13 protein-coding genes are annotated in these 6,522 nt (G+C 60.2%); all 13 read left to right on the forward strand.

The features are described from left to right. Window positions 1–189 (forward strand): hypothetical protein (locus tag K288_RS53925; protein ID WP_043162247.1); only part of this gene is annotated, 189 nt, incomplete at its 5' end. A 46-nt stretch (window positions 190–235) separates the two neighbouring features. Then, window positions 236–445 carry a head fiber protein gene (locus K288_RS48725; RefSeq protein ID WP_201449814.1) on the forward strand — a complete coding sequence of 70 codons (210 nt, stop codon included), beginning with the start codon at window positions 236–238 and terminating at the stop codon, window positions 443–445. A gap of 140 nt (window positions 446–585) precedes the next feature. After that, the gene (locus tag K288_RS0141875) at window positions 586–864 is read left to right on the forward strand and encodes a hypothetical protein (protein WP_027584700.1); all 279 of its coding nucleotides are present in this window, start codon (window positions 586–588) and stop codon (window positions 862–864) included. 4 nt (window positions 865–868) lie between these two features. Next, window positions 869–1,138 (forward strand): hypothetical protein, encoded by a 270-nt coding sequence (locus K288_RS0141880; RefSeq protein ID WP_201449815.1) that lies wholly within the window; start codon window positions 869–871, stop codon window positions 1,136–1,138. A 17-nt stretch (window positions 1,139–1,155) separates the two neighbouring features. Then, window positions 1,156–1,551, forward strand: coding sequence for a hypothetical protein (locus tag K288_RS0141885; protein ID WP_027584702.1), 396 nt, complete (start codon window positions 1,156–1,158; stop codon window positions 1,549–1,551). A gap of 13 nt (window positions 1,552–1,564) precedes the next feature. Then, window positions 1,565–2,884 carry a GDSL-type esterase/lipase family protein gene (locus K288_RS0141890; protein ID WP_027584703.1) on the forward strand — a complete coding sequence of 440 codons (1,320 nt, stop codon included), beginning with the start codon at window positions 1,565–1,567 and terminating at the stop codon, window positions 2,882–2,884. Between the two features lie 17 nt (window positions 2,885–2,901). Beyond that, a complete protein-coding gene (locus K288_RS0141895; RefSeq protein WP_152535956.1) occupies window positions 2,902–3,213 on the forward strand; it encodes a hypothetical protein in 312 nt (103 codons plus the stop codon). Between the two features lie 4 nt (window positions 3,214–3,217). Beyond that, on the forward strand, window positions 3,218–3,526 hold the full coding sequence (locus K288_RS0141900; protein WP_027584705.1) for a hypothetical protein: 309 nt from the start codon (window positions 3,218–3,220) through the stop codon (window positions 3,524–3,526). Window positions 3,527–3,533: 7 nt separating this feature from the next. Continuing rightward, the gene (locus K288_RS0141905; RefSeq protein ID WP_027584706.1) at window positions 3,534–3,827 is read left to right on the forward strand and encodes a hypothetical protein; all 294 of its coding nucleotides are present in this window, start codon (window positions 3,534–3,536) and stop codon (window positions 3,825–3,827) included. A 1-nt stretch (window position 3,828) separates the two neighbouring features. Next, window positions 3,829–4,653: a hypothetical protein gene (locus K288_RS0141910; protein ID WP_027584707.1), complete on the forward strand. Its 825-nt coding sequence runs from the start codon at window positions 3,829–3,831 to the stop codon at window positions 4,651–4,653. Window positions 4,654–4,661: 8 nt separating this feature from the next. Further along, window positions 4,662–5,357 carry a hypothetical protein gene (locus K288_RS0141915; RefSeq protein ID WP_027584708.1) on the forward strand — a complete coding sequence of 232 codons (696 nt, stop codon included), beginning with the start codon at window positions 4,662–4,664 and terminating at the stop codon, window positions 5,355–5,357. A 150-nt stretch (window positions 5,358–5,507) separates the two neighbouring features. Further along, window positions 5,508–5,774 (forward strand): hypothetical protein, encoded by a 267-nt coding sequence (locus tag K288_RS0141920; RefSeq protein WP_152535957.1) that lies wholly within the window; start codon window positions 5,508–5,510, stop codon window positions 5,772–5,774. Between the two features lie 239 nt (window positions 5,775–6,013). After that, on the forward strand, window positions 6,014–6,522 hold a 509-nt coding region (locus K288_RS48730; protein WP_043162250.1), incomplete at its 3' end, for a hypothetical protein.

Raw genomic sequence — 6,522 nt, forward strand, 5'->3', positions numbered from 1 at the left:
CTGACTTCGATGTTCGCGTGGTTCTTGCAGACCAACCAAGACGGTTTTGTCTACATGAACCGTGTGCCCTACGAAACCGATATGTCGGTTGAGTTCTCCACCGACAACCTTCTGGTGAAGGGCTATCAGCGCAACAGCTACTCGTTCAACGAGCCGCGTTGCGCCTACGGATCGAACCCGACGAGCTAAGCCAATGGCTGATGATCTAACCGAGCAGACGCGGATCACTGGCACAATGCACGCCGACGGCGGGTTCACGACGGGCGATCCGAACAACCCGACCATGATCCCCACCGAAGCCCTGGCGTTGGCAGCCAAGCAAACGACGCTTGGTGGCTCTCAGCAAATGCCGGCGATGGCCGATCTGACGGCCGCGCCGACCCAAGAGAACTTCAATGCGCTCCTCGCCGCGCTTCGCACGGCGGGGCTGATGAAGGACTCCTAAGTTCAACGGCTCTCTCGCACGCGAGAGAGTGACTCGGCGGCCTTGCCTCTGGTGGGGCCGCCCTTTTTGTAAGTCCGATCGCATGCGGACCTTGTTCATGCGGCCGAGCCCACGGATCAGGGTTTTGAAGGATAGCGATCATGTCGCGCGCACGTCACAAAGAAAAGTCGATGAAAGGCAAGTTCGCCTCCGGTGGCGAGGTCTATTCCGGTGCTGGCTCCAACGTCGTCAAAGAGGCGATGGAGAAGAAGCACGGCGGCCGGGTCAAGAAAGAAGTCGAGAAGGAAGAGGGCGAGAAGTCCAAGCGCCGCATGGACAAGCGTCCGCGGAAGGCGGGCGGTGGCAAGGTCGGTGCCGACAAGACTCCGTTCTCCTCGGCGGCTCGTCCTGGCGAGAACACCGAAACGGTGAAGCCGTAACGTCATGGCTGAACAGGACTTCAACTACTTCCGCAACGGCGGCTGGCTGAAGGACTGCGAGAACTTCAAGGATGGCGGCCGGCTCACAACGAAAGAGCGGAAGGCCCTCCCGAAATCGGACTTCGCGCTGCCGGGCGGCCGATATCCGGTGAATGATGAGAACCACGCGCGAAATGCTCTCGCGCGTGTCTCGCAGCACGGCTCTCCTGAAGAGAAAGCGAAAGTGCGCGCCAAGGTGCATCGCAAGTATCCGGACATCGAGCAGAACGACTAACAAACAAAGAGCGCCTATTGGCGCTCTTTCCTTATCAGCGGTGCAGCATGCCAATTAAGCGAAACGTCAACATCGGTGCGGTAGGTATCGCAGGCCCGTTCAATCTTGATCCGTCGATTGGGCCTTTCAATGTAGCAATTCAGGTGTTCGTGCCCAACGGCACAAACCCTGCCGGTGTCGGCGCGGTCACGGCGGCTTACAGCGTGGAGTTCACGCTTGATGATCTGTCGAACCCCGATGGTTCGCCAAACCAGAATGCACGGTGGGTTACTGATCCGCAATTCCCGGTCGGCTCAACAGCAACGATTACGGGCAACTATTTCGCGCCGATTTCCGCTGTGCGCGTGAACGTCGCGAATATCGCAGGCGGCAACATCGAACTGAAGATGCGCCAGAGCGACACGATCAACTGAAAAGGAAGAGGCAATGACAGGCACAATCTCTATCGCTGGCGTTTCGGAAGATACGGCGGTCTCGTTCATTGCGGCGATGAAGGGAATTTCCGGCGCTGGAATTTCGTTCACGCCGGATGTTACGAATCTTCTGCCGCTCAACTCTCGCCTCACATTCGAGGGCGATAGTATCACGCGCGGCAGCAACGGGCCGGCGTTTATTGAGTTCGTGATTTTCTTCACGCGCGGGCGATACTTCTGTCCCCACGGGTACAATCAGGGTTTCGGCGGCGACACCGCAGAGAACATGGCGACCGCCGCTGAAATCTCCCTGGTGACGGCCACCAATCCGAAGGTCGTTGTCCTTATGTCGGGCATCAACGATCTTAAGGGCACATCTGACACGCCCGCGACGATCTTCGCCAACCAGCGCACGGCGATCGAAGCCTATCAGGCAGCGGGCGCTCATGTGGTGCATATTTGCACGCTGAAATCGATCGACCCGCAGTTCACCAGCCTCGGTACGCAGCGCGAGCTTGACCGGCAGGCGCTGCGCCAATTGCAGCTACAGCAAACCGACGTGTCCCTTGTCGATCTTGAAGCGATCTGGGACCCGACGACGATGACGATCACGAACAGCGCGACGGACACCGGCCTGCATCCGAACTATCTCGGTGCAATGACGATCGGGCAGGCCGTCGCGAACCTGCTGAACACTCTGATTGTCGCTGATGATCCGGTAAAGCATTCGTTCGATGCGACGAACCTGATGCTTGCGGCCGACAATCCGCAGTTCGTCGGCACCGCGGGCGGCGTTGTGGCCGCTGATGGCGTGACCGGCGTTGCCCCGACTCAGTGGACCCTTGATCAGACGGCCAATTCCGGCCTGACAGTGACAGGTGTTGCGACGACGCTCAACGGCAACAATGCGCTGGAAATCACGGTGTCCGGAACGAGCGCCGTAGCAACGTTGGTGACGCTTCGCAACGTTATCAACTTTAGTGGCGACGCGGCGGGCGACGTTTACGAAGCGTGGTGGGATTTCGAGGTATCTGACACTCAGAACTTGGCGCTGCTTTCTGTGGCGAGTGGCACAACAACCACTATGCCGATTACGGCGGTCAACGCGAACTCGAACTATCCTGATGGATCGCAGTTTGCGGGCGTTGCTCGCACGGCGGCTGCATCGCCAAATCCATCGTCGCCTACCAACCAGCCTGCGGCTGTCGTGTCGAATGGCTCGCTCACGAGCATTTCGAGCGCATTCCAGATTTCGTTCCCGGCCGGCGTCGAATGCGGCGGGACGTTCACGGTCGCGGCTCCGTTTCTTGGCAGGGTGCCAGCGGACGCGTGAAGAAGGGGAAGTGACAAATGCGGAAAGCTCTCATCATTGCAGGACTCGCGATCGGCCTAGCCGGTTGCGCGTCCATCCCGACTCCGGTGCATACGCCGGTCTCGGCTCCGGAGGTGGTTTCGGCCACGCCGGTTGTTGCGCCCCTGGCGGCTTCCAAGAAGCCCGTCCTGAAGGCCCACAAGAAAGCGGTAGCCAAGAAGCAGGACAAGGCTCCGGTCGCACAGGCGGCTTCGGCAAGCGCTCCTGTGGCGGCCCCCGCGCCAGTGATCGTCAACAAGCTCGGTGAGCCGCGTTGGTACGATCGTTTTCGCAAATGGGAAGGGAAGTAAAACCATGTTCGACGCTCCCGATATGTTCGCTGCGTCCATCGGTTTCGTGATCGGTGGTTTGGTCGGCGGCGCGCTCGTCTGGCACTTCAAGGATTGGTTCCTGTCCGTTGGCCGCGCGCTGGTCAACTGGCAGGCGGACGCACAGGCCATCGTCAGCGATCTGAAATCGGACCTTGCTGCGGTCGAGGCGAAGTTCTCCACGGTCGAAGCCAAGGTCAAGGCGGTCAAGCTCGCGATCGAGACTCCGGTTTCGACCGCGGCACCGGCCGCGCCGGTCCAGGCCGCGCCGACGCCGCCTGCGACGGCGCAGTGAGGCCGTCATGGCAAACGGCGAATTGAGGCTGACGGTCGTTCCGACGACGCCGGTAGCTGCGCAGGCGTTGCCGGGCAACTCGCTCCGCAACTATCTCCTGATCCAGAACATCGGCGGTGGAGAAGTGTCGATCGGCCTTGATCCGACCGTGACACCAACGACCGGGATTGTGCTTGCCCCGATGGGTAGTGCCGCTCCCGGTCAAGGGGGCTTCCTGCTCTGGCAGGATGATTTCATTCCCTCCAACCCGTTTTGGGTGGTCTCTGCCGACGCTTCTAGCGTCGCGATCTTCGAGGGCTGACATGCTCCGATATATCATCGCACTTGCGCTCGCGATCGGGCTGATGATTGCGCCTATTCAGGCGCAGATTTTCCCGCCCGCGGGTAGCGGAGGCGGGAGCAGCGGCGGCGGTGGTGGCGGCTCTCCAACTGGCACGGCTGGCGGCGATCTCGCCGGCACCTATCCGAATCCGTCCGTTGCCGCGGTTCATGCGCCAAGCGGCTCGCTCTTGGTGTCCTCGGGCACGGCGGTATCCGGACCGACGTCAAGCATTGTTATCCAAAACACCGCGACAACCGGCGCCAATGCGTCGCTCGCGATTCGTAATTCAGCCGGGCCAACCGACTTGAAAACGTGGGATGTCGTTGCCGCGCCTGCCGGAACAAGCCTCGTTTTCAGGGCGCTCAGGGACAACAACACCGTTCAAACGGCGTGGCTCACCGCCACTCGAAGCGCTTCTGCCGAGGCTGTGACCGGCGTTGTCTTCAATGCAGGCAGCGGTGGGCTTACCGTTCAATCGCAGGCTACCGGTGGCAATAACCTCATTGCGATGGGCAATGCTGCCGGTGCGCCTCCAAGGATTTCTACGCAGGGCAGTGACACGAATATCAGCATTGGGTTGACGCCAAAGGGGATCGGTGTGGTCACCGTGGCGGGCGGCCTTGCCCTTCCACTGTTTACGGAGGCAACCCTGCCATCGTGCGGTGGGGGCGCTGTACCAGAGGGAACGCTGGCGGCTGTGACGGACGCGAGCTCTCCAACCTACAACGGCACCGTTCCCGCGACGGGCGGCGGTGCTGTGACTGTGCCGGTGTTCTGCAATGGCACGGCCTGGACGTTCCACTAGGCGCTGCCATGACAACGAGCGGCACGTTCAATTTTGGTCTGAGTGGCGCGGGCCTCGCGGTCGCCGCGTACTCGCGCATTCAGGTTCGACGAACGGCCATCCTGCCCGAGCACATGCAGGATGCGTTCACCGAAACGAACCTGATGCTGTCGAAGTTCTCGAACTTGCAGCCGAACCTCTGGACGGTCGATCTTATTTCGGTGCCGCTGATCCAAGGGCAGCAAACCTACACCGTTGACCCTTCGACCATCCAAATTCTCGACGCCTATCTGTCGTTTCCGGGTGCGCCTGAGAGCGATCGGCTTATCTTCCCGATCTCGCGCACCGAATATGCATCGTTTCCGAATAAGCTGGTGCAGGCGGTGCCGTCGGTGTTCTGGTTTGACCGGCTCATCAATCCGACGATCACGCTCTGGCAAGTGCCGGATGCGACCGGGACGATGATCCTCAACTATTACCGCGTGCGGCAAATTCAGGACGCGAACATCGTCGCGGGTGAGATGCCCGAACTGCCCTACCGCTTCCAAGACTGCATGGTGGCAGAACTCGCGCACCGGCTTTCACGCATCTGGAAGCCGGAAGTTGAGAACGCGCGCAAGACCGACATGCAAGAGGCGTGGAAGGTCGCGACGACTCAGGACGTGGAAACGGACCCCGATTTGTTCATCGTCCCGCAAATCGGAAACTACACAATCAACCAATAGGCGAGGGCTGCAATGTCTGGGCCTTGGCATCCTACCGGTAGGGCTCGTGTCAGCCCTCGCAATCCTCAAGCCATTGGCGTCTGCCAGCGCTGCGGCCTCTGGTATCAGCGCTCCGAACTCGTCCCGCAATATGAATGGGCGGGCGTGAAGATGCAGAACCTCGAACTCTATATCTGCACGCGGACCTGTTACGACGTCCCGCAACATCAGTTGAAGACAATCATCATTCCTCCTGATCCGATGCCGGTCTACCGGCCGTTTCCGGAGCCGTTCGCGTCCGACGATGCGGGCGGTACGACGATCACCGACGCGTCATCGCCAAACGGGTTCTTTGCGGAAGATGTGACGGAAGAGGCGGCGAGGGTGGATGGCGCGGACGAAGCGCTCCCCGACCCCAACGACTTCGCGAGCCGCTAAATGGGCGGCATTGGCTGGTCGGGCCGAACGCAGGGCGAGAACAATTCATCGACCGGACCAGAGCAAGGCAAGGGCTCTGGCTTCCGCAACTTAAGTAGGCTCGCCATGCAGATGGCGATGGCGAGCCAGAATAGCACTTCACGGAGTCGGGTCATTCGTAGCTTGGCATCCTGCGCCAGCGCGGCGGCGGGATAACTGAGCCGGTGTCCGGCGTAAAGGTATCCACGGAAATTTGAGAGATGAGTTACACGTTTGACTCGTGGGTAGCAGCGGTCGCGAATGCGATCGTCGAAGCCCCGGCTGATCCAAACTTCACCGGCATTCTCTCGTCTGCGATCGACTACGCCGAACAGCGGCTCTATGCGGAGTTGGACTTGCTGAACACCGTTACGCGCATCAGCGGGCATCTGACCATAGGCAGTAGAGATTTCATCCTGCCGAGTGGTAACGGCACAATCATCGTCACGAACGGCATCAACCTGATTACGCCCGCCAGTGCTTCAAACACTGTTGGCACGGGCAAGCGAAACCAGTTGACGCCTGTTTCGCGCGATTTTCTCGATGCGGTTGGCGGCGATCAATCGTTCACGGGGGTCCCGACGAACTACGCGATGATTACGGACCAAGCCATCATCGTGGGGCCTCAGTGGCCAGATGATCGGTATCTGCTCGAAGTGATCGGCACCATCCGGCCTACGCCGCTCAGTTCGACCAACCAGAGCACTTACCTGACTCAGTTCCTGCCGCA

This window comes from Bradyrhizobium sp. Ai1a-2, assembly GCF_000426245.1.
Classification (GTDB): domain Bacteria; phylum Pseudomonadota; class Alphaproteobacteria; order Rhizobiales; family Xanthobacteraceae; genus Bradyrhizobium.